This is a genomic window from Pseudomonas sp. GB2N2 (assembly GCF_054897705.1).
Genome location: NZ_CM142701.1, coordinates 1,757,801 through 1,778,505, shown reverse-complemented (window position 1 = coordinate 1,778,505; position 20,705 = coordinate 1,757,801). Strand labels below are relative to the sequence as shown.

Here is a 20,705-nt window from a genome sequence, read left to right as displayed (position 1 = left end):
TCCCATGAGCCAGGAACTGCGGCTTATTCGTCGCATCACGCTGAAACTGATTCCCTTTCTGATCCTGCTGTACCTGATCGCCTATGTGGATCGCTCCGCCGTCGGTTTCGCCAAGCTGCACATGGGCGCGGACATCGGTATCGGCGATGCGGCTTACGGCCTCGGTGCCGGGCTGTTCTTCATTGGTTACTTCCTGCTGGAAATCCCCAGCAACCTGATGCTCGAACGCTTCGGCGCGCGGCGCTGGTTCGCGCGGATCATGCTGACCTGGGGCGCCATCACCATCGGCATGGCCTTCGTTCAAGGCCCGCACAGCTTCTATGTGATGCGCTTCCTGCTCGGCGCCGCCGAAGCCGGGTTCTTCCCGGGCGTTCTGTACTACATCACGCAATGGTTCCCGGTGCGCCATCGCGGCAAGATCCTTGGGCTGTTTATCCTCTCTCAACCGATTGCGATGCTGATCACCGGTCCGGTGTCCGGTGGCTTGCTAGGCATGGACGGGGTTCTCGGTTTGCATGGCTGGCAGTGGCTGTTCATCGTCATCGGCACCCCGGCGATCCTGTTGACCTGGCCGGTGCTGCGCTGGTTGCCGGATGGTCCGCAACAGGTGAAATGGATGGATCAGCCTGAGAAAGACTGGCTGGCCGGTGAGTTGAAAAAGGATCTTGAGGCTTACGGCCAGACCCGTCACGGCAATCCGTTGCATGCGCTGAAGGACAAACGGGTATTGCTGCTGGCGCTGTTTTATCTACCGGTGACCCTGAGCATTTATGGCCTTGGCCTGTGGTTACCGACGCTGATCAAACAGTTCGGTGGCACCGACCTGATGACCGGTTTCGTGTCGTCGGTGCCGTACATTTTCGGGATCATCGGGTTGCTGATCATTCCGCGCAGTTCCGACCGGTTGAATGATCGCTACGGGCATCTGGCGGTGCTTTACGTGTTGGGTGCGATCGGACTGTTTCTCAGCGCCTGGCTGACCGTGCCGGTGCTGCAATTGGCGGCACTGTGCCTGGTGGCTTTTTCATTGTTCTCTTGCACCGCGGTGTTCTGGACTTTGCCGGGCCGCTTCTTTGCCGGCGCCAGCGCAGCAGCGGGGATTGCGCTGATCAACTCGGTGGGCAACCTCGGTGGTTACATCGGTCCGTTTGTGATTGGTGCGCTGAAGGAATACACCGGGAACCTTGCGTCCGGGCTGTATTTCCTCTCGGGCGTGATGGTCTTCGGGCTGATTTTGACGGGCGTGGTTTATCGCGTGCTGGAGCGCAAACATGTGCTGCCGGTTGATCAGTTTGCGGCGAGTGCCCGAGGGGCAACCCGCACCTGAGGATTCACACCGATCACTGTAGGAGCGAGCCTGCTCGCGAAAGCGGTATGTCAGTCACCAAAGAGGTTGGATTTGATGGCCTCATCGCGAGCAGGCTCGCTCCTACAGGGATCAATGCCGACTTGAAGATTGTTTAAGGAGAGAATTCATGCGTTTGGTTCAATTCGAATTGGTTAACGGCGAGCGCCGGGTTGGTGTGGTCGAAAACGGTCTGGTCCGTGAAGTACAAGAAGCACGCACCGTGCGTGATCTGGCGTTGGCGGCGATCGAGGCGGGAGTCAACCTTGAGCAACAGGTGACCACCTTCGGACTGGGCATCAGCCATGACTACGCGGAACTGCTGGCAACACTGCGTATCCTGCCGCCGCTGGATCATCCGGACCCGGCGCACATGCTTGTCAGCGGCACTGGCCTGACCCATCTGGGCAGCGCTTCGGCGCGAGACAAGATGCATCAGCAGGCGGGCGACGAAGCGACAATGACCGACACTATGCGAATCTTCAAATGGGGCGTGGAGGGCGGTAAACCCGTAGCGGGGCAGGTCGGTGTACAGCCGGAATGGTTTTATAAAGGAGACGGCAGCATCGTCGTGCGACCGGGTCAGCCGTTCCCGCTTCCCCCGTTCGCCGAAGACGCTGGCGAAGAGCCCGAACTCAGCGGACTGTACATTATCGGGCACGACGGCAAGCCCTATCGTCTCGGGTTTGCGGTGGGCAACGAGTTCTCCGACCACGTCATGGAACGCAAGAATTACCTGTACCTGGCACACTCGAAATTGCGTAGTTGCAGTTATGGTCCGGAACTTCGGGTCGGTAAATTACCTCACCATCTGGCAGGCACCAGCCGCATATTGCGCGACGGCGAAGTGTTGTGGCAGAACGAGTTCCTCAGTGGTGAGGCCAACATGTGCCACAGCCTGGAGAACCTCGAATACCACCATTTCAAATACAGCCAGTTCCTGCGTCCTGGGGACGTGCACATTCACTTCTTCGGCACCGCGACCCTGTCCTTTGCCGACGGCATTCGCACCCGACCGGGTGACGTGTTCGAGATCAGTCAGGCCGAGTTCGGCGCACCGTTGATCAACGGTATTGCACCGGTTGCAGCGGCGTTCGAGCCCGGCACCATCGGTACTCTTTAAGGAGACTTGCATGAGCCAGATTCTGGGTCACAACTACATCGGCGGCCAACGCAGCGCTGCGGGCACCGTCAAATTGCAAAGTGTCGACGCCAGCACCGGCGCAGCGTTGCCTCACGACTTTATCCAGGCCACGCCGGAAGAAGTCGATGCCGCCGCCAAGGCCGCCGCTGCCGCTTACCCCACGTACCGCAGCCTGAGCGCCGAACGTCGCGCGCAGTTTCTCGAAGCGATTGCCGATGAGCTGGACACGTTGGGCGATGACTTCGTCGCCGTGGTTTGCCGCGAAACAGCGCTGCCTGCGGGACGCATTCAAGGCGAGCGCGCACGCACCAGCGGTCAGATGCGCTTGTTCGCCAAGGTCCTGCGTCGGGGCGACTTCTATGGCGCGCGGATCGACCTCGCGTTGCCGAATCGCCAGCCGTTACCGCGTCCCGACTTGCGTCAGTACCGTATCGGTCTCGGACCGGTGGCCGTATTCGGCGCGAGTAACTTTCCGCTGGCATTTTCCACCGCCGGCGGCGACACCGCGTCCGCCCTGGCCGCCGGTTGCCCGGTAGTGTTCAAGGCTCACAGCGGCCACATGGCCACCGCGGAACTCGTCGCCGATGCAATCGTGCGTGCTGCGGAAAAAACCGCGATGCCGGCCGGCGTTTTCAACATGATCTACGGCGGCGGGGTCGGCGAAGCGCTGGTCAAGCATCCGGCGATTCAGGCGGTGGGTTTTACCGGCTCGCTCAAGGGCGGCCGCGCGTTGTGCGACATGGCGGCTGCGCGTCCGCAACCGATCCCGGTGTTCGCCGAGATGTCGAGCATCAACCCGGTGATCGTCTTGCCGCAGGCGCTGCAGGCCCGCGCTGAAACCGTCGCCCGCGAGTTGACGGCTTCGGTGGTTCAGGGCTGTGGCCAGTTCTGCACTAATCCTGGCTTGGTGATCGGCATTCGCTCGCCGCAGTTCAGTGCGTTCGTGCAGCAAGTGGCCGGGCTTATCAATGATCAACCGGCGCAAACGATGCTCAACGCCGGGACGCTGGGCAGCTATGGGAAAGGCCTGCAAAAGCTTTTCGCTCACTCCGGCGTGACACACCTGGCCGGGCATCCGCAGCAAGGCAATCAGGCGCAGCCGCAGTTGTTCAAGGCCGATGTCAGTCTGTTGATCGATGACGATGAGGTCCTGCAGGAAGAAGTCTTCGGCCCGACCACGGTGTTTGTCGAAGTCGCGGATCAAGCGCAACTCAGCGCGGCGTTGAACGGGCTGCACGGGCAACTGACGGCAACGATCATCGGTGAGCCGGCGGACTTCGAACAGTTCGGCGAGTTGACGGCGTTGCTGGAACAGAAGGTCGGCCGCATCCTGCTCAATGGCTATCCGACCGGGGTGGAGGTCTGCGATTCGATGGTGCATGGCGGGCCATACCCGGCGACCTCCGATGCGCGCGGCACGTCGGTTGGCACATTGGCAATTGACCGATTCCTGCGGCCGGTGTGCTTCCAGAACTACCCCGACAGCTTGCTGCCAGATGCGTTGAAGAATGGCAATCCCCTGCGTATCCAGCGACTGGTGGATGGCCAGCCTTCGCGCGACGCCCTCTAAAGCCAGCCACAAACCCCTGTAGGAGTGAGCCTGCTCGCGATGCGGTGTGTCATTCAACAGTGATGTTGCCTGACACACCGCATCGCGAGCAGGCTCACTCCTACAGGAAGGGGGCTGTGGTGTTCTTGGGGTTTGTGATCGGCGCATTGAGCTATCATTGCGTCTTTCCCTTCCAAAGATTGACTGCCATGACTGCCGTAACCGATACCTTGCTCAACACCCTCGAACTCTGCGACATGTTGATAATCGACGGATTGCACGCTTCCGATTTCTACCTCGCTGAAGACGATGACAGTCTGAACATCGAGTGCATGGACGGCCGGGCGCTGAAGCAGTGGGAATTCAGCAAGGCGCAAATCGAAAACGCGACGTTTGATCCAACCCTGCAAAGCTGGCTGATCACCGGTGACTCCGGCGAGCATCGGCTGGAATGCCTGTCCGCGACAGGCGGTGGCGACGACGAGGATGACGAGCATGAGGATGCGTAATTTCTGGCCGCTGCTGATGGCCGGCAGCGTCGGCGCCATGGGCGTGCAGGCGGCACCGGCCGATCAGTATCAGCTGTTGGTGGGGTCGTACACGGCGGGCCAGAGTCAGGGCATCTATCGCTTGAATTTCGACAGTGCCAGCGGGCAGATCGACGCCAAGCCACTGCAAGTGGTCAAGCGTGAAAACCCGTCCTGGCTGACCCTGTCCAAAGATCAGCGGCATCTGTTCGTGGTTAACGAGAACGGCCCCGGACAGAAAGACCCGGTCGGTCGCGTCAGCAGTTACGCGATCGATCCGAAGACCCATGCGCTGAGCCTGCTCAGTCAAGTGCAGAGCCTGGGCAACGAGCCAACCCATTCGAGCCTCAGCGGCGATGCAAGTCACTTGTTCGTCAGCAATTACTCGGTGTCTGAAGACCCGGGCGGCTCCCTGGCCGTGCTGCCGGTGGGCGCCGACGGCAAGCTCAAGTCCGTGGTGCAACTGAGCAGCCATCCATCGAGCCGGGTCAATCCCGAGCGGCAGATGTCGGCGCACGTGCATTCGACGATCTCTTCGCCGGACGGCAAGTTTGTATTCTCCAATGACCTGGGCGCGGACAAGGTCTTTGTCTACCGCTTCGACCCGAGGGCCAATCCGGATTTGCCGCTGGTGGCCGCCACGCCGCCGTCGGTGCAGTTGCCCGCAGGCAGCGGTCCCCGGCATTTGCTGTTCAGCGCCGATGGCAAACATGCCTGGCTGACCATGGAGATGAGTGCGCAGGTCGCGGTGTTCGATTACCAGGACGGCAAGCTTGAACAGACGCAGATAGTCGATCTCGCCGCCGGGCAACCGACGTCGGACAAGGCCGGCGCGGCGTTGCATGTATCAAACGACGGCAAGTTCCTCTATGTCAGCAACCGTGGCACCGCCAATCAGTTGCTGGTGTTTGCCATCGATCCGGCGACCGGCCACCTCAAGGAACTGCAGCGGCGCTCGGTGGAAGGTGATCACCCGCGCGAGTTCAGCCTAGACCCAAGTGGCAAGTTCTTGCTGATCGCCAATCAGAAAAGCAACCAGATAGTCGTCGTCGAACGCGATCCCCAAAGTGGCATGCTGGGTAAGACCGTGCAGAAACTGCCGATGGATGCCCCAAGCGACCTGAAATTCCTGGTGCGTCAATAGGCCGCAGGCCCCGGTTGATGGGGCCTGCGTCCCTGTATTAATGCTGATGATATCTGCTACTGCTACAAAAGATTTCAAGCAGCCAGCCTCGACGGTTAAGTTTGCTTCACGGCCCCACCGGGCAAGCAAGCCAACTGAATCCGAGGAATACCGCCATGAACTTCAATCTCTTCTCCGTTATCGCCGCTTCCGCCATTTCCGCCACCGTTGCTCTGCCAGCGAGCGCCAACGTTGAAATCAGCGATAAAAAAACCCACACCCAGAGCTACACCCAGAAATACCTGCAACAGAGCGCCAACTTCTACGCGGCACTGGACCACAAAACCCAAGCCTGAACGTCAAGCCCTGCACCCTTTATGCAGGAGCGAAGTCACTTGCGCAGATCAAGCTGAGAAGCTTTGAAAAGCCCTGAGTGATGTCGCTCCTGCATAACGCGTTTCCGACAGCATCACATTGCAATCATCGCGCTGCTAAATATCGTTTTCGGCAAGCCTGACCCTGCGCATGAGGGCATGATAAGTTTTATTGAACGCTGAAATAGACTGGCTTAATGATCAACGAAGTCGATGGTGACTATGGATAACCCTGAGTGGTTATCGCGGCTTTTTTGATCGATTCTGTGGGCTCTGAAACATGCCCACGGAGAACACCATGGCCAGCGCAATTCTCACTTCCGCCAAATACGGCGCCTACCTGGCCATCGGTCTTTACGTAGCGCTGGTCTCGGTTGTCAGTATCACCGCCCAGTCGCAACACGAATTCGAAGCACCGATTCAGGTCGCTTATCCCGCCATTCAGTTCGAGCACCGCGTGCAGAACGCCGTGGTCGATCACGTAGACGTGGCGGGAGTGACAGGGGCATGAAAGGCGTAAAACTCTGGGTCATCGCCTTCCTGGCATTGATGATCAATGGCGGTTCGTTGTTGGGCATTGGACAAGCCTCGGCCGGGTCGGTAGCGCGCTCCATTGAAGCCAATCACAACCTCGCTCGCAACATCGAAACCGACAAGGCCATGGGCTTGCTGGCCGGCAATCCACCGGTGAAACGACAAGCCGATTTCTTTGGCCCGTTCAAGGTTGATTGCTCGGTGTTGCAGATGTGCGAAGTGTTCGCCTGATTCCCGGCACGAAGCAAACCCTGTAGGCGCCGGCAAGCTGGCTCCAGCACGGGTTGCGGTTATTTCTGCATGATGGACGTAAACAGGTCCGCGTCGAGGAAGCGCTGTAACCAGGTCTGCAATCGCACATGACGAGTCTGCGCAAACCACTCACGATCCACATGCGCAAACTGCCGAACGAATGGCATCAGCGCCATGTCGGCCAGACTCGGATGGACCGCCAGCAAATAATCGCGCCCCTCCAGCAATGCCTCAAGCCTGCTCAAAAACACCTCACCTTCGCTGCGATAAAACGCCATCGGCTGCTCGGGATAACGTTCGGCATATTTGTATCGATTGAGGTGCACCTTGAACACCTGATCGTTTTCTTCGATCAGCGCCGCACTGTGCGCTTGACCGATCACATCATCCTTGAGCAGCCAATCCTGCGGGTCGTTCTGCGCCAGTGCCCAACGCATGATCGACAGACTTTCATCGATCACCAGGCCGTCGACGCTCAGCACCGGCACCGTGCCTTTGCTCGACAGCGCGAGCATCTCGGCAGGCTTGGCCTTGAGGCTGACTTCGACAATGTTGACCGCCACCCCCGAGTAACGCAGGGCCATGCGCGCCCGCATCGCATACGGGCAGCGGCGAAAGGAATACAGCGTATTCACTTCACCTCCAGCGTGCTCAGGCCGTTGCCCTGGCGGTGAACCTGAATCTGCACCGGAATCCGTTCATGCATTTCCTGCACGTGGGAAATCACTGCGACCTTGCGGCCCTGAGCCTGCAAGCCGTCGAGGGCATCCATGGCCAGTTGCAGCGATTCCGGATCGAGGCTGCCGAAGCCTTCGTCGATGAACAGCGATTCGATCTTCAACGTGCTCGACGCCATCGACGCCAACCCCAGCGCCAATGCCAACGACACCAGGAAGGTTTCGCCGCCGGACAACGAGTGCACGGAACGCAGTTCGTCGCCCATCTCGGTGTCCATCACCAGCAAGCCGAGCATGCTGCCGCCGCGTTTCAAGCGGTAGCGCCGCACCAGTTGGCGCAGTTGTACGTTGGCGTGATGCACCAGCAAGTCGAGGTTGTACGCCTGGGCGATCTTGCGGAAGGTGTCGCCGGTGGCGGAACCAATCAACGCGTTCAATCGCGCCCAGCGCTGGTACTCGGTGTAGGCGTCGGCGATCTGCTGGCCCAATGCCTGATTGGCGTTTTGTCGGCGCTGATCCTCGGCCTGCTCGGCGCGCAGTTCGGCGCAATGCTGTTCGCTGGTGGAAAACTGGTTTTGGAGCTCGGTCAGTGCCGTCGCCAGCTCACCGGCGTCGAGCTTGCCATTGTGTTGCGCTTGATGAGTCGCCAGACGCTTGTCGCGTTCCTGCAACAGTACCTTGGCTTGCTCGATGGCTTTTTCGTTGAGTTGCAAGCGCTGGCGCAATTCGCTGACCTGTTGGTCGTCGACGCTCAGCAACTGCTCAAGACCGACGTCATCCAGTTCCGGGTGCGACGCGCGCCAGTCGGCAATCTTCGCGCGCAGTTCGCGGTCCTCGGTTTCGAGGGCTTGCAGGCGTTCTTGCTGTGCCTTGAGTTCGGCGGCCAGTTGCACCAGGCGCGTGCGCACGGTTTGCAGTTCCTGACTGGCCGTAGCTTCGGCCTTGCGTGCTTGCTCGACGGCTTGATCCAGTTGCTGTTGCCAGTGTTCGGCTGATTCGTGTGTACCGAGCAGTTGCATCAGTTGTTGCTGGCAATTGTGTTGCTGCTCGGCGAGGGCGGCGAACTGCTGCTGAGCCGATTCCAGTTGCTGGGCACGCGTCAGTTGGCGGTCCTGTTCCTTGTCCAGGGTTCGCTGGCGTTGTTGCTGTTCGCTGAGTTCGTCGCGTTGCTGGTCGAGTTGTTCCAGGCGCTGGGCGATCAGCCGGTCGAGCTGCATGAAGGTCGCGGCGGGCTCGTTGCGCAACGCGTCCAGCGTGTCGGCCGGAAGCAGGCTGCTGAACGCCGTCAGCTCTTCATCCAGACGCTGGCGATCGTTGCCCAGTTCACGTTGCTGATTACCCAGATGCTGAGACGCTTGCTGACTTGCGGTCTCGGCATTGCGCAGTTGCTGCTGCAGGCGCGTGGCGTCCTGTTGCAGGGTGAGCAGGGCGGTCTGGCGTTGCTCGTCCTGATTGATGCTTTGGTTCAACTGACTGTTTTGTTGCCCGAGCCAGGCGTTGCGCTTGGCAGCGTCCTGCGCAAACAGCTGCGCTGATATCGGGTGGGCTTCGAGGCTCGGCGCCAGGCTTTGCTGTTGAGCGACGAGGTGTTCGTGTTGTTGCAGCAGTTCCTTTTGCTGGGCAATCACGCCGCCGACTTCGGTGCGCAGGTCGGTGAGTGTTTCCTTGAGCACATCCACCGCTTTCTGTGCGTTCGCCTGTTCGCTTTCATCGTGCCGACCGAGGCTTTGCAACAGCGCTTCCGGCTGATGATACGGATGGTCCGGGCTACCGCAGACCGGGCATGGCTGATCGTCCTGCAACTGCTCGCGCAATTCTTCGACGCTGGCGCTGCGGGCCAGGCGCTGACGTTCCAGCAGCTCGCGGGTTACCGTCAGGGTCTGCTCGGCGACGGTCAATTCGTTTTTGGTTTTCACCCCGTCCTGGGTCAGTCGGTCGCGTTCCTGTTGGGCTGCCGCTTGGCGTTGTTGCAGTTCGGCAAGGCGTTTTTCCAGTTCTTGCTGGCTGCTCCACAGCCGCGTGAGCTCTTCAATGGCGCGCAGTTGCTTGCGGTTGTCCTGCAACAGATTGCTTAACAACCGGACCTGCTCCGCCACGGCATCAGGCTCGGCGCCGGCCTCTTTGTAGAGCACTTCGAGGCTCTGCTTTTGTTCGGCCAGTTCAGCGGCGGCACGACTGGCATTTTGCTCCAGAGACACAAGTTCTGCCTGGCCTTTATTCAGACGATTGCCGATCAGCATCAATTGCTGCAATCGGTCACGGTAGGCGTTCCAGGCATCGCTGAGCGGCGCGAGATGCGTGCTTTGTTCAAGCTCGGCGGCGATCGTTTGCAAACGTTCGGCGACGCGTTTCTGCTGATCGAGCAACGCTTGAATCGTATTTTTCCCTTCATTACACGCCAGCTCTGCCTGCTGCTTGAGCCCGGCGCTGACGCCGGTGTCCTTGATCAGGCGGGCGAGGGTGCTTTGCGCTTCAAAGGCCTGACGCAGCAATGGCGCGTTGGAGGTGTGTTGGCGTTGCGCCTCGACCAGCGCGGTGTGCGCTGCGATCAGGTTCTGTTCGAGTTCAATCTGGCGTGCTTGCAGGTCTTGCTGCTGTTGGGTGTGCTGCTGAATCTGCGCGGCCAGCGGCGTGAGCTGGTGGGCGAGTTCGATCTGCCGAGCGAACTGATGGCGTTGCGGGGCGAGTTGCTCCAGGCGAGTCAACTTCAAGCGCTCGCCGGTCAGGCTCTGCCAATCCTGCTGAGCGGCGGTCAGTTGTTCGGTGGCGCCCTGTTGATCTTCCTGCACCTGGCGCAGCTCTTTCAGCCAGGTGCTCTGAGATTCAAGTTGCTTGAGTTGCGCCTGCTGAGTCTTGAGTTGCTGCGCCGCTGCGTTGAAGCGCTCATCGAGTTCGGCGCGAGCCTCGGGCGCCAGCGGTGTGACGCCGGTGGCCTGATCCTGCAGCTGCTTGTGCACTTCACGGGCGTCTTTGGTCTTGTCGAAGGCGCGTCGGCCGAGGCGCGTGTAGAGCGCGGTGTCCGTGAGTTTTTCCAGCAGTTCGCTACGTTCGTTGTCGTTGGCCTTGAGGAAGGCGCTGAATTCACTCTGGGCCAGCAACACGGCGCGGGTGAACTGTTCGAAGTTCAAGCCCAGGACTGCTTCAAGCTGGACCTTGAACTCGACTTTCTGACTGGCCAGCAGTTGATCCAGATCGATGTCGCGCAAGCTCTGACGGCTGTGTTGCAGTTTACCGCCGGCCTTTTCCCGGGCGCGATTGGCTTCCCAGCGCGCGCGGTAACGACGGCCATCGATGCCGACAAAATCAACTTCGGCATAACCTTCGCCGGTGCCGCGACGCAACAGCGTGCGCGGATCGCCGGTGCTGATCTCGCCGTCGGCGTCCGGTGCCTTGGCCGACACCTGGGCATTGCTCAGCCGCGGCACGGCGCCGAACAGCGCCAGGCACAAGGCATCGAGCAAGGTGCTTTTGCCGGCGCCGGTCGGCCCGGTGATCGCGAACAGGCCGGCGCTGGCCAGCGGTTCAGCGGTGAAATCGATTTCAAACGGCCCGGCCAGGGACGCGAGGTTTTTCAGGCGGATCGCGAGAATTTTCATGGCTGTTCGCTCTCCATCTGTACGTCCTGCAGCAGCTCGGCAAAGTCCTTCAGCGTTTGCTCATCGACCTCGCTGCCGTAGTTGTCTTGCCAGGCGCGACTGAACAATTCCTGGGGCGTGAGCTGGTCCAGTTCGATCAGCGCGGTGCCGTCATCGACGCCATCGCGGCTGCCGCTGCCGGCGTATTCGGCAGCGATGCGTACCAGTCGCACAGCTTTGCCTTGCAGGGCGCTTTCGACCTGATGGCGCAAGTCGGGCTGCGGCTCGTCGAGGCGCACCCGGACTTCCAGCCACGGTTGCCGTTGAATGTCGGCCAATAGATCGATGTTCGGCAGGTCTGCCAGTTGCAGGAGGATGTCTGCTAACGGCGCCGGGCCGATGCGTTGCAGGTTGACCGCGCGCGGAATCAGTTTCGGTTCGACGCTGACCAGAGCTTCACCGTCCAACTGGACGTCGAGAATCTGATGCTGATAACCGATCTCGGAGAACGACAAGGGAATCGGCGAGCCGCTGTAGCGAATGCGTTCTTCACCATTGACCTTCTGCGGCTTGTGCAAGTGACCGAGGGCCACGTAGCTGATGCTCGGGCCGAACAGGCTGGCGGGCAGGGCTTCGGCGTTGCCGATGATCAGGCTGCGCTCGGAATCTTCCGACACCGAGCCACCGGCCATGTGCGCATGACTGATGGCAATCAGCGCCTGGCCTTTTTTGCGCTTGGCATTGGCGGCTTCGATCAGCCATTCGTGAACCTGTCCAATGCCGCGCAAATAGTTGTCGCCGAGGTGCGCGCCGGTCACTTCTGCAGGACGCAGGAACGGCAGCGCCAGGCACCAGGCGACCGTTTTGCCCTTGGCATCCGGCAGCGGCAGCAGCAGACGCTCGGCGTCGAGCTGCCCGTCATCCAGCCACAACACCCGCCCCAGCGCGTGGGTGCGCAAACGGCGCATCAACGGTGCGGGCAACTCGATCCGCGAGCCTGAATCGTGGTTGCCGGCGATCATCACGATGGTCAGCTTCGGTTGTTGCTCGTGGGCACTGACGATGAAGTCGTAAAGGCGTTCCTGGGCTTTGACCGGCGGATTGACCGTGTCGAAGATATCGCCGGCAATCAGCAGCACGTCTGGCTGGTCCAGCTTCAGCTGGCGCAACAGCCATTCGAGGAAACAACCGTGTTCGAAATCGCGTTCCTGGCCGTGCAGGTTCTGCCCAAGGTGCCAGTCGGAGGTGTGAAACAGACGCAAGGCAAGCTCCGTAGGAAAAAGGTGATGGCCGCGAAGGAAATGGAGGCGGCGAAAGGGCAGAGAGTTTACTGGCAAAGAAGTAATAACACCTACAGCTCAGACTGCAAACCCGGGCTCCACCACGGATAACTGTAGGAGCGAGCTTGCTCGCGAAGGACGTCAACGATAACGCGTGCTGCCTGAATGAACACGATGTCCAGACGATTTTCGCGAGCAGGCTCGCTCCTACAAGGAATCAGCTTCGCCCAGGCGTTGGGGTTACTTCGGGTAGAGCGGCGGCAACCCGCTGTCGCCCACCGGGTCATGAACCCGTTCGGCAATCGGGATCGCACGGGTGGCCCGCCACAGATCTTCACCCTGCCAATGCTGGCCGGTTTCGCTGTACAGCGCGCCGTTCAAGCCGTCCAGCGCATCGGACAATGGCACGAAGCGTGCGGCCATGTCGGCCAGGGTTTCCGGTTGTTGCCGGGCCCAGGCGTCGAGGGCCTGGCGGGTGGCGTGGGGGTCGTTGGCCTGGCAGGCGCGCTTGAGGTCGTCAAGCACGGTCCGTGGGCTCGGGCCGGTTTGCGCTGCGCGCAGGATTGCCGGTTGCCAGCGGGCGCGCCACCAGAGGCCGAAGCCCAGCAGGGTGGTGCAGGCGAGGATCGCAGTGCTGAGTTTCCACCACCAGAGCGCTTCATTGTCGGCGACGGAAATGACCGTCGGCGTGGCGGCGGGAGCATCCACCACCCATCCCGGATTGTTCGCCACTTGCAGGGTTTGGTCCGAACAGGGCTTCACGTTCTCCATGACTGCTGGTCGATTCGTGCTCACCGTTCTCATTGTGTCGCCCCTCTTGGACCATCATGATCAGTCTCTAAGACTACTTCCCCTTCGTCGATTTATCTTGGGAGTCATTTGTGCAGTAACACTGCGCCAATCAGCGAGGCAGTGAGGGCAAGCAGAGCACCCGCTAAAAACGCCATGCCATAACCGCCGCTCAAAGCGGCAAGAGGTGCGAGGCCGGTATCTACGAGGTAGTCACGATGATGCGAAGCCAGACTGCTGATGATAGCCAGTCCCAACGCGCCTCCCATCATGAAGGAGGTATTGACGATACCTGAGGCGAGGCCGGATTCACTGGGATCCACATCGTTCATGGCGGCTACTAGCACTGGATTGAATGCCATCCCTGCACCCAATCCCAGCAGAAGCATGCCCGGTAAGACGTCAAACAGAAAGCCGCCGTTTGCGGGTGCCCTGGACAGCAGTAGCAGACCTGCGGCGGCCAACGCGAGGCCCAGGACCAGCGGCAGCTTGATGCCGTAACGAATGATGAGCCTCGAGGACAGGCTCAATGAACACACGGCCATTACCAGGTTGGCAGGCAAAAAGGCCAGTCCTACATCAAGCGGGCTATAGCCCAGAACCTGTTGCAGGTAGAGAGCGCACAGAAAAAACCAGGCGAACATCGACGTTGCCCAGAGGATACCGATCAGGTTGGCCGTACTCAGGTTTCGCAAGCGGAACAGACGTAACGGTACCAAAGGCTCTTTCACGCGAACCTCTATGGCTAAAAACAGCGCGAACAACAAGGTCGCCAGTGCCAGTAAGCTAATCGTCTGCGTGGATCCCCGGCCGACGTGATTGCCATTCATGATTGCGTACACAGCCAGCATCAGTGCCGCCGTGATCGTGATGGCACCGGCCACATCCAGCATGCCTCTTTTGGTTTTGTCGGCTGGTGGAAGTAATCGGCATGCCAAGCAGAGAACGATGATCCCCAGGGGAAGGTTGACAAGAAAAATCGAATGCCAGTCATAGTTGGTGGTCAGAACGCCGCCCAACAGTACACCGATGCTGCCGCCCCCAGCGCACACGAAGCTGTAGGCGCTGATGGCTTTCGCGCGCTCGATCGGGTCAGTGAACAAGTGAATGATCAGCGACAGCGCTGTGGCGGTGACTAGTGCGCCGCCGAGGCCTTGAAATCCTCGTGCTGCGACGAGGGTCCATTGAGTCGATGCCAGACCGCAGGCCAGTGACGCCAACGTAAAGAGGCTGAGCCCGCAAATAAAAAGATTACGCTGCCCGTACAAATCGCCCAAACGACCGCCTAGCAACAAGAAGCCACCAAACGTCAGTAAATACGCATTAATAATCCAGGCCAGCGAGGCATCGCTGAAGCCCAGCGCTATTTTTATCGAAGGTAACGCGACGTTCACGATCGTTGTGTCCAGCACGATCACCAATGTTGCTAGGCAGACAATTATCAATGCTTGCCAGCGTTTTTCACGGTAAACGCCTCGATCTAAAAGCAGATTATTCGAGTTTTGGTTTAAACCACCCATAAAAAATATCCGTTTAGAAAGTTATTTTATTGAAGGAGCAGCTCCTTCGTTTGATTTGTGGGGTTATTGAGCGATTGTTTAGTGTGTAGTTGTGGTTTTGTAGGATATGTATGACGGATCTTTCGGAAAGTTGATCGATTGGCGTGATTGCATGGCCAGAATAGTTGTTTGTTTTTTATTTGCAAGTTAGGTTGTGTTTTCTGATTTTAGCATTGCGGGCTGAAATTTTATTAGTGATAACACAGTGCTATATGGTTGATTGAATTTTATGCTGATTCGGGAACTAAAGCTGCCAGGAAGGTAAATGCAATGTATAGGCGTGCCAATTGCCATGAAGAACTTGTGTTTGAGCGAATCGAGAGAAATATAGGTGATCCCGGTTGCAGGCTCTCATATGCTTTTCTGATTTCTGGCGAGTTGATGGTGGATGAGCTGGCAGATACTTTGCGCACCCTGATTTTTAATCACTATCAAGTCGCCTTGAGTAGGTTCGTGAGAAAGGAGGCTGGACTGTATGTTTACTCCACTGGAATACCGGAGAACATTCTCGATTATTATGAAAATCCACAGCGCCTCCACTCGCGCATTTTAGATGGTGCGACAGAGTCACTCCCTGAAGACCGTCTTTTTTGCTTTGCTCTGACGAAGCTCACGGAGCACGTTTACCATCTTCGGTTAACATTCAGTCATCTAATTTTCGACGGGCAGTGCTATCGGGTTTTTTGTAATTTGCTGAGCCGGCTTTATGGGCAAGAGCGTGTCCGACTCGACCCATCCAGCGAGTCTCAACGTACTCGGCGTCTTCCATCCGGCGCCCCCGCCATTCCTTCGACCGACACAGTTGCTTTCTGGAAAGAGCGACTGAATCGATATCCGCTCGGCCAGACGTTGTCGTTTCTCAAGGCGAATCATCGAGGTGCATCCCCCTTCGTGACGGTCAGACGCTCGCTGAGCGGATCGGACTTTGCAGCCCTCCAGGCCTTTGTCGCGGAGTCAAACAGTACGTTGTTCAGGTTGATCGTGGCCGCGACGGCCATAACAATCGCCCGCTACAGCAATGATGAGGAACTTGCAGGGGTCAGCATCGCGCATACGTTCGATGCTCGCCAGCAGGCCGGCGCGCTGGGATGTTTCACCAGCCTGGTGCCCTTGTGGATTCCACATCATTCGGACTGGTCGCCTCGTCAGTACCTGAGCTACGTGGATCAGGAGCGTAGAACCCTCAGACCGCATCAGCAGCTGGCACCTCAGATGTTGCTGGAGCTGGCGGATGAGCGCCTGAATCGCAATCGTCCAGTCCTGAACGTAGTGGTCAATCAATCCGAGGGCCTGTTGCCAAGTGTCTGTCCTGAGCTGGAAGGGCTCAAGGTCGAATTGATCGAAACGCCATCGACCGGGGGGCCATATGATTTGGGGGTGAATTTTCATTACGATGCCAAGGGGCTGTCCCTACGTGTCGACATCCCCCGCAGTCTTGCTACTGATGCCCTGGTCAACCAGTGGGCCGATAACTTCATGCTGGTGTTGAATCGTTTCGTGAATGACGGCGACACCGCCATCGACTCCATCGAGTTTTCCGAACCCTTGAGCCCGGCGGCTTACGGCGATGCAATGGTGTTGACCGAGGCCGACAGTGTGGTTGCACGCGTCTGTGAGCAGGTGCAATTACGCCCTGAAAAAGTTGCCGTGCAGTCGCCGCAACAGGTGCTGACATATGCTCAATTGTCGGACCAGGCACTGCGTCTGGCCCGGCAGATTCAAGCCGTTGTCGATGGGGATGCGCTGCAGCACGGTATCGGTCTGATGCTGGGACGCTCATCCTGGTTACCCGTGTCGATGCTCGCTGCATTGGAGCTTCAGGTCCCGTTTATCCCCCTGGATAACGCGCTGCCGGAACGACGGTTGGACGCGATCCTTGCCACGACGCAGTTGGGGATTGTGCTCAGCGATGACCAGACGGATGTCGCGGGCTTACAGACTCGCCATCCCGGTGTGCTAGTGATCGAGTTGCCTAACTCTGGCGCGCTACTACCTAGTGTCAGCGAAGAACCGATTCGGAAGCAACGCTGTGATCAGGCCTACATCCTGTTCACCTCGGGCTCCACCGGTGTGCCCAAGGGAGTCGCACCGACCCGGGACAACCTTTCGAATTTTCTGATGGCCATGACGTTTGAGCCGGGGTTCTGTGAGGAAGACCATTTCCTTGCGTTGACGCCCATCTGCTTCGATATCTCGATTCTCGAACTGCTTCTGCCATTGGTCATTGGCGGCACGCTGGAAATTGTCGATGATGAAACCCGGCGTTCAGCGGTGGCACTCGCTCGGCACATCAATCATTCCGCGGCCACGGTTGTTCAGGCCACTCCCGCGTCCTGGCGATTGCTCAAGAATGCCCGATGGTCATGTCCCCGCAGGCTGACGATTGTTTGCGGTGGGGAGGCGTTGACGGCTGATATCGCGCAGTTCCTGCTGCGGGATCGGCACCTGCTGTACAACGTGTATGGTCCTACGGAGGCAACGATTTGGGCTTCCTGCGCGTGCATTGAAGATCCCGATGTCATTTACCTCGGCCGCCCGGTACTCAACAATCGCTTCTATGTCGTTGACGAACACCTTCGCACTGTCGCCAACGGCCAGGCGGGAGAGCTGCTGATCAGTGGCGCCAGCGTTGCTCCGGGTTACTTGAATGTAGACAGCCGCAACGCGTTTATCGATGTACCCGGCATACAGGGCAAGGTCTACCGTACGGGCGATCGGGTCAGGCATTTCGGCGAGGGGCAGTTGGCGTATCTGGGGCGCTCTGACAATCAGCTCAAACTCAATGGCCATCGGATCGAACTTGACGAAATCAACGTGCGTCTCGCAGCGCTGCTGGGACCGGCGGAGGTGTTCACGGTCGTGCGTTCCGGCACCGAACCTCACTTGTGCAGCTTTTACTGGTCTGGGCAGGGCGATGCGGTGGATGAGTCGCGCGTTCTGGCTGAACTGAAAAATGCATTGCCGCTTTACATGGTCCCGGCCACTCTCCTGCGGCTGGAGGTGATCCCGCTTACCCCGAGTGGCAAGGTCGATTTGCGACGCCTGGCCAGCGAGCCGCTGGCGCTGTTGGGCGTCCAATCCTCTGGCGCAGTCACGCCTGTTTCAGTACTGGCGCCATCAACCTACGATTCTGAGAGCAGCGAGGTCAAAGTCCGGGCCATCATCCTTTCCTGTCTGGGGGTGGATGTCCAAGATCGACAACTGCCCCTGGGATGGCTGGGGCTGAACTCGATTTCCTACAACCTGTTGTCTCAGGCACTGTCCGATGAACTGGGAGTGAGTATCGCCCCCCATCGTTTCTATGCCCTCAACACGCTGGCTGCCATCGCCGAAGAGCTGTCGGCTCGCCAGTCGCGAAACGGTGACGCCAACAGCCAACAGGCGCGCGAGACACCGCAGCCGGCGACCCGATCTGAAAAGGACGATCAGATCGCGATCATCGGTTATTCCGTATTGATGCCTGAAGACCTTGAGGCTCAAGGGTTCTGGCAGGCTTTGCTGGACAATCGAAACCTGATCTCCAACACCTCGCGTCCCGGTTTTTCCGCTCCGCTTCAGGCCGGGTTTTTGAAAAATATCAAGGCGTTCGATGCCCGGCTGTTTTCCATTTCCCCGCTGGAAGCCAACTACATGGATCCGCGTCAGCGCTTGCTCTTGCAGACGACCTGGCGCGCACTCGAAGACGCCGGCTATGCGCCGCAAGCTCTGGCCGGCAGTCGAACCGGCTGCTATATCGCAGGGACAGGCGCCGACTACGCCACTCTGCAGGCCAAGTTCTCCACGCCATCCACCCCGTACACCTTGCCCGGCAACTCGTTGAGTATTCTGGCCAATCGTCTGTCGAGTTTTTTCGACTGGAGCGGCCCTTCCTTTACCTTGGATACCGCCTGCTCAGGTTCGTTGAGTGCAGTGGTCAAGGCTTGCCATGATCTGGCTTCGGGTGTTTGTGAAGTCGCGCTGGCGGGCGGCATCAACCTGATTGCCGATGATCAGATTTCTCTGGGGTTACAGGCCGGGAACTTCATGTCGCCGCGTTTTCGTTGCGCCAGTTTCGATGAGTCTGCCGACGGTTATGTTCGTGCAGAAGGCGTGGGCTGCTTCTTGCTTAAGCCCTTGTGCCAAGCCCGGCAGGATGGGGACGCAATTCATGGTGTGATACTTGCGCATGGTGAGAATCATGGCGGGCGGGCCAACTCTCTGACCGCGCCTAACCCGGCGGCTCAGGCAGCGCTATTAACCCGTGTCTACAGTCCCGGGCTCGCCGCGCAAGTCAGTTACATCGAGACCCACGGCACCGGCACGTTGTTGGGCGATCCAATCGAAATTGATGCGCTTAAGGCCGCCTGGCGCGAACTTTGTCCGAACCAGCCTGAGCAGTCAGTCTGGCTAGGGGCCGTAAAGTCCAATATTGGTCATCTGGAGCCGGCTGCCGGAGCCGCTTCGCTGGCCAAAGTGCTCCTGGCCATGCAGCACAGCACCTTGACGGCGAACCATCACTTCAGTCGATTAAATCCACTGATCAACCTTGAGCAGTCCCCGTTCTCGATCCTCACCCAAACACGGCCGTGGCCTGAGCCACACGTGGCGGGTATCAGTTCCTTCGGTTTCGGTGGCGCCAATGCTCATCTGGTCGTTGGCAATGCGCCGCGTCGTGAGCGATTTGCCAATCTTCACGCCTGCTATCTGGTCACGTTGTCTGCTGCTAGCGACAAGGCCATGCAGGCCATGCGTGAACAGCTCAAAGACTTTTTGATCCGCTCTTTGCAAACCGATCCGTCGCGCCTTGACCTGGAGCAGGTTGCTTACACGTGCAATAGTGGTCGTGCTCAAGCGGAATTCAGATTGGCCTGGGTGGCCAGCAGTCTCGCAGATCTGGTACAGCAACTGGCACTGCCGTCGGCCTCATGGCGTGCAGCCGTTCAAGCCAATGGCGACGCTGCTGCATCGCTGCGCACAGACCTGCCCCGGCACGAAGCGTTGTCAGCCCTCAGAGAATGCTTCTTGCAGGGCGAGACACTGGATTGGGCGAGTGTGCATCTGGGCGAAAGCGGACAGCGAGTGCATCTGCCGACTTATCGCTTCGACGAGCGCGAATACTGGTTTGACCAGGTACGGCCAAACCGTGCCGCGCAGGAATCGGCAAGATGATCGGGGAGGGCATTTTTGCCCCTTTCATTCTGGCTCAGGGCCACGCCGCGACACTCTGTGTGCCGCCCCATCATCGTTGCTTTTCCGATCATCAGGTGCGGTCGATGCCGGTCATGCCCGGTGTGAGTCACCTGGAGCTGGTTTTGAATGCCGCGAAGTTGCTCTTTCCGCACTTCACGACAAGCACTCTGGAAGATTGCCTGTGGCTCAGGCCGTTTCTTGGCAACGTCCCAGCCCCTCGACTGAACATCGAGTTCAAGCCGGTCAGCGATGAGCGTCTGGCGTTTACGGTCAGTGACCAGGAACATACCTATGCACTGGGCTGCCTCTGCTCCGAGTCAGCAAAAACGGACGTTCCTGTGCAGGGGCAGGGTATTCGCCAGCAACTGGGTCTGCACTTCAGCCGGTATTTCAGCCATCAGCAGGTGTACGCCGAATTCAGGGGCATGGGGATCGACTACGGGCCGTTCTTCAAAAAGATCAGCGATGTGCGCATCCACGAGCAACAGTCCCTAGCGTTACTTTCAAGGCAGGCCGGCGCCGGATTTTGCTTCAGCAATCTACTGGACTGCGCGTTTCAATCAGGCATGGCCATATCCATTGGCACCGAGCGCGGCAGCCTTATGCCGTTCTCGCTGGGCACGCTGGTGCTGCATGCGCCCATCGACTTCAGTCACACGAATGAATACTGGGTCGCCACCCAGAAAAACACCGAGTTTCGAACCGATATTTGCGTGCTCAGCCATGACGGCAGACCGCTGATTTCCGTACGCGACCTGGGCGTCAAACCGTCTCTTCTGTAAAGCGCAGATCATATTCATATGGAGGT

The 20,705-nt window shown here is 58.9% G+C and carries 14 protein-coding genes and 1 pseudogene; 10 read left to right on the top strand and 5 right to left on the bottom strand.

The window, feature by feature from the left end; genetic code table 11:
- The first annotated feature begins 4 nt into the window (after positions 1-4).
- The 8 genes from ACYZT4_RS08015 to ACYZT4_RS07980 all read left to right on the top strand — a co-directional run bounded on the left by ACYZT4_RS08015 (position 5) and on the right by ACYZT4_RS07980 (position 6,827).
- Entirely contained in the window at positions 5-1,327 is a 1,323-nt protein-coding gene (locus tag ACYZT4_RS08015) for an MFS transporter (protein ID WP_461986746.1), read from the top strand.
- A gap of 148 nt (positions 1,328-1,475) precedes the next feature.
- Positions 1,476-2,468, top strand: a complete 993-nt coding sequence (araD1, locus tag ACYZT4_RS08010; RefSeq protein WP_461986744.1) for an AraD1 family protein — start codon at positions 1,476-1,478, stop codon at positions 2,466-2,468.
- A 10-nt stretch (positions 2,469-2,478) separates the two neighbouring features.
- The gene (locus ACYZT4_RS08005; RefSeq protein ID WP_461986742.1) at positions 2,479-4,059 is read left to right on the top strand and encodes an aldehyde dehydrogenase (NADP(+)); all 1,581 of its coding nucleotides are present in this window, start codon (positions 2,479-2,481) and stop codon (positions 4,057-4,059) included.
- Positions 4,060-4,247: 188 nt separating this feature from the next.
- Positions 4,248-4,547 carry a DUF5629 family protein gene (locus tag ACYZT4_RS08000; RefSeq protein WP_461986741.1) on the top strand — a complete coding sequence of 100 codons (300 nt, stop codon included), beginning with the start codon at positions 4,248-4,250 and terminating at the stop codon, positions 4,545-4,547.
- Positions 4,534-5,709 carry a lactonase family protein gene (locus tag ACYZT4_RS07995; protein ID WP_461986739.1) on the top strand — a complete coding sequence of 392 codons (1,176 nt, stop codon included), beginning with the start codon at positions 4,534-4,536 and terminating at the stop codon, positions 5,707-5,709. Before ACYZT4_RS08000 ends, ACYZT4_RS07995 begins: the two co-directional genes overlap by 14 nt.
- A 155-nt stretch (positions 5,710-5,864) precedes the next feature.
- Complete coding sequence (locus ACYZT4_RS07990; RefSeq protein ID WP_461986737.1) at positions 5,865-6,044, top strand: hypothetical protein; 180 nt, start codon at positions 5,865-5,867, stop codon at positions 6,042-6,044.
- Between the two features lie 316 nt (positions 6,045-6,360).
- Positions 6,361-6,573 carry a hypothetical protein gene (locus tag ACYZT4_RS07985; protein WP_461986735.1) on the top strand — a complete coding sequence of 71 codons (213 nt, stop codon included), beginning with the start codon at positions 6,361-6,363 and terminating at the stop codon, positions 6,571-6,573.
- Complete coding sequence (locus ACYZT4_RS07980; protein ID WP_461986733.1) at positions 6,570-6,827, top strand: hypothetical protein; 258 nt, start codon at positions 6,570-6,572, stop codon at positions 6,825-6,827. Before ACYZT4_RS07985 ends, ACYZT4_RS07980 begins: the two co-directional genes overlap by 4 nt.
- A 59-nt stretch (positions 6,828-6,886) precedes the next feature.
- Here the strand turns inward: ACYZT4_RS07980 and ACYZT4_RS07975 are convergent, their stop codons facing one another.
- From ACYZT4_RS07975 to ACYZT4_RS07955, 5 genes and pseudogenes are all read right to left on the bottom strand, one after another.
- Positions 6,887-7,483, bottom strand: a complete 597-nt coding sequence (locus tag ACYZT4_RS07975; RefSeq protein ID WP_461986731.1) for a glutathione S-transferase — start codon at positions 7,481-7,483, stop codon at positions 6,887-6,889.
- Positions 7,480-11,121: an AAA family ATPase gene (locus tag ACYZT4_RS07970; RefSeq protein WP_461986730.1), complete on the bottom strand. Its 3,642-nt coding sequence runs from the start codon at positions 11,119-11,121 to the stop codon at positions 7,480-7,482. The genes ACYZT4_RS07975 and ACYZT4_RS07970 overlap by 4 nt, the downstream gene beginning before the upstream one ends.
- Entirely contained in the window at positions 11,118-12,362 is a 1,245-nt protein-coding gene (locus tag ACYZT4_RS07965) for an exonuclease SbcCD subunit D C-terminal domain-containing protein (RefSeq protein ID WP_461986728.1), read from the bottom strand. The genes ACYZT4_RS07970 and ACYZT4_RS07965 overlap by 4 nt, the downstream gene beginning before the upstream one ends.
- Before the next feature lie 258 nt (positions 12,363-12,620).
- Positions 12,621-13,124, bottom strand: a pseudogene (locus ACYZT4_RS07960) (BatD family protein); the annotation flags it as partial.
- 131 nt (positions 13,125-13,255) lie between these two features.
- A complete protein-coding gene (locus tag ACYZT4_RS07955; RefSeq protein ID WP_461986726.1) occupies positions 13,256-14,689 on the bottom strand; it encodes an MFS transporter in 1,434 nt (477 codons plus the stop codon).
- 255 nt (positions 14,690-14,944) lie between these two features.
- Between ACYZT4_RS07955 and ACYZT4_RS07950 the strand changes: the two genes are divergently transcribed.
- Together ACYZT4_RS07950 and ACYZT4_RS07945 are read left to right on the top strand one after the other, a co-directional pair.
- Complete coding sequence (locus ACYZT4_RS07950; RefSeq protein ID WP_461986724.1) at positions 14,945-19,876, top strand: beta-ketoacyl synthase N-terminal-like domain-containing protein; 4,932 nt, start codon at positions 14,945-14,947, stop codon at positions 19,874-19,876.
- Complete coding sequence (locus ACYZT4_RS07945; RefSeq protein WP_461986722.1) at positions 19,873-20,679, top strand: polyketide synthase dehydratase domain-containing protein; 807 nt, start codon at positions 19,873-19,875, stop codon at positions 20,677-20,679. The genes ACYZT4_RS07950 and ACYZT4_RS07945 overlap by 4 nt, the downstream gene beginning before the upstream one ends.
- Positions 20,680-20,705: the final 26 nt, after the last annotated feature.

Coding starts and splice junctions, on each gene's coding strand:
- ACYZT4_RS08015 (WP_461986746.1), top strand. CDS start 5: ATGAGCCAGGAACTGCGGCTTATTCGTCGCATCACGCTGAAACTGATT.
- araD1 (WP_461986744.1), top strand. CDS start 1,476: ATGCGTTTGGTTCAATTCGAATTGGTTAACGGCGAGCGCCGGGTTGGT.
- ACYZT4_RS07955 (WP_461986726.1), bottom strand. CDS start 14,689: ATGGGTGGTTTAAACCAAAACTCGAATAATCTGCTTTTAGATCGAGGC.
- ACYZT4_RS08000 (WP_461986741.1), top strand. CDS start 4,248: ATGACTGCCGTAACCGATACCTTGCTCAACACCCTCGAACTCTGCGAC.
- ACYZT4_RS07995 (WP_461986739.1), top strand. CDS start 4,534: ATGAGGATGCGTAATTTCTGGCCGCTGCTGATGGCCGGCAGCGTCGGC.
- ACYZT4_RS07980 (WP_461986733.1), top strand. CDS start 6,570: ATGAAAGGCGTAAAACTCTGGGTCATCGCCTTCCTGGCATTGATGATC.
- ACYZT4_RS07990 (WP_461986737.1), top strand. CDS start 5,865: ATGAACTTCAATCTCTTCTCCGTTATCGCCGCTTCCGCCATTTCCGCC.
- ACYZT4_RS07985 (WP_461986735.1), top strand. CDS start 6,361: ATGGCCAGCGCAATTCTCACTTCCGCCAAATACGGCGCCTACCTGGCC.
- ACYZT4_RS07970 (WP_461986730.1), bottom strand. CDS start 11,121: ATGAAAATTCTCGCGATCCGCCTGAAAAACCTCGCGTCCCTGGCCGGG.
- ACYZT4_RS08005 (WP_461986742.1), top strand. CDS start 2,479: ATGAGCCAGATTCTGGGTCACAACTACATCGGCGGCCAACGCAGCGCT.
- ACYZT4_RS07945 (WP_461986722.1), top strand. CDS start 19,873: ATGATCGGGGAGGGCATTTTTGCCCCTTTCATTCTGGCTCAGGGCCAC.